The sequence below is a fragment of the Streptomyces sp. NPDC086989 genome (genome assembly GCF_044745505.1).
Taxonomy (GTDB): Bacteria; Actinomycetota; Actinomycetes; order Streptomycetales; family Streptomycetaceae; genus Streptomyces.
On the sequence record NZ_JBIVAL010000061.1, the window covers coordinates 1 to 1,450 of the forward strand.

Sequence of the window (1,450 nt, forward strand, 5' to 3'; positions counted from 1 at the left end):
CTAGTAGTGCTTGGTCAGGTTGGTGTTGTTGGTGCGTGTCCTGTGGGTGCGGTGTGTCGTTGAAGAGGTGTGACGCCGGAGGAAATGGCATGTGTGCGGGATGAGTTGGAGGAGTTCGCGGAGGAGGTTTTCGAGCCGTTCGCGCGGAAGGATCAGCGTCGGTGGGGGCAGGTCTATCTGCGGGGGCTGCTGACCGACGGGCAGCGCAAGTCGGTGGAGCCGATGGCCGCCCGGCTCGGGGCGGACGGGAACCGGCAGGCGCTGGCGCACTTCGTGACCACCAGCTCGTGGGATCCGGCGCATGTGCGGGCCCGGCTGGCGTGGAAGATGGAAACGGTGATCCGGCCGAGTGCGCTGATCTTTGATGACACCGGGTTCCTCAAGGACGGCAATGCCTCTGCGTGTGTGTCGCGGCAGTACACCGGCACCGCGGGCAAGGTCACGAACTGCCAGGTGGGCGTGTCGCAACACCTGGCCTCGGACCATGCCTCGGCGGCGGTCAACTGGCGGCTGTTCCTGCCCGAGACCTGGGCGCCTGGTTCCGTGAAGGCCGAACCGGGCAAGGTCGCCCGCCGCGCCGCCTGCGGGATTCCCGACGACATCGGGCACGTGGAGAAGTGGCAGCTCGCACTCGACATGCTCGATGAGACCCGCTCGTGGGGGATCGAAGTGCCGCTGGCCATCGCGGACGCCGGATACGGCGACGCGGCCGCCTTCCGGCACGGCCTTCAGGACCGCGGCCTCAACTACATGGTGGGGATCTCCACTACCCTGTCGGCCCAGCCCAGCCACGCAGTCCCGGTCCTCGAACCGTACTCCGGCACCGGCCGACCGCCGGTGGCGAAGTACCCCGACAAGCCGCAGTCGGTGAAACAGCTGGTCATCGCGGCGGGCAGGAAGGCGGCGAAGCCGGTGCAGTGGCGTGAGGGATCCCGGCCCGGCACGGGCCGCAGCGGCTTCAAACGGATTTACTCGCGGTTCGCGGCCTTGCGGATCCGGCCCGCCGGACGCGAGGTCCGCCAAACCGTCGGCGGCCCGGAACTGCCGGAGTGCTGGCTGCTGGCCGAGTGGCCGGCCGGTGAACCGGAACCGGTCCAGTTCTGGCTCTCCGACCTGCCCGCCGACACCCCGCTGACCACCCTGGTCCGCCTCGCCAAGCTCCGCTGGCGCATCGAGCACGACTACCGCGAGATGAAGCAGGCCCTGGGCCTGGCCCACTTCGAGGGCCGCACCTGGAACGGCTGGCACCACCACGTCACCCTCGTCTCCGTCGCACACGCCTTCTGCACCCTGCAACGACTGGCCACAACCCCAAAAGACACGGCGCCGGCCTGAGCCTCTACCGCATCGTCCGCGAGCTGCAGACCCTCCTCGCGACATGGACCGGCGTCTGCCCCACCTGCTACCGCGGCATACCCACACCAGCCCCAACCTGACCAAGCACTACTAG

Annotated in this window: 1 protein-coding gene; it reads left to right on the forward strand. The window is 68.6% G+C overall.

Annotated features, from left to right (window positions below):
- Window positions 1-84: 84 nt before the first annotated feature.
- Window positions 85-1,335: an IS701 family transposase gene (locus ACIPK4_RS40125; protein WP_402322922.1), complete on the forward strand. Its 1,251-nt coding sequence runs from the start codon at window positions 85-87 to the stop codon at window positions 1,333-1,335.
- Window positions 1,336-1,450: the final 115 nt, after the last annotated feature.

Bases quoted from the DNA above. Each gene is read 5' to 3' on its own strand.
- ACIPK4_RS40125 (WP_402322922.1), top strand. From the start codon at position 85: ATGGCATGTGTGCGGGATGAGTTGGAGGAGTTCGCGGAGGAGGTTTTC.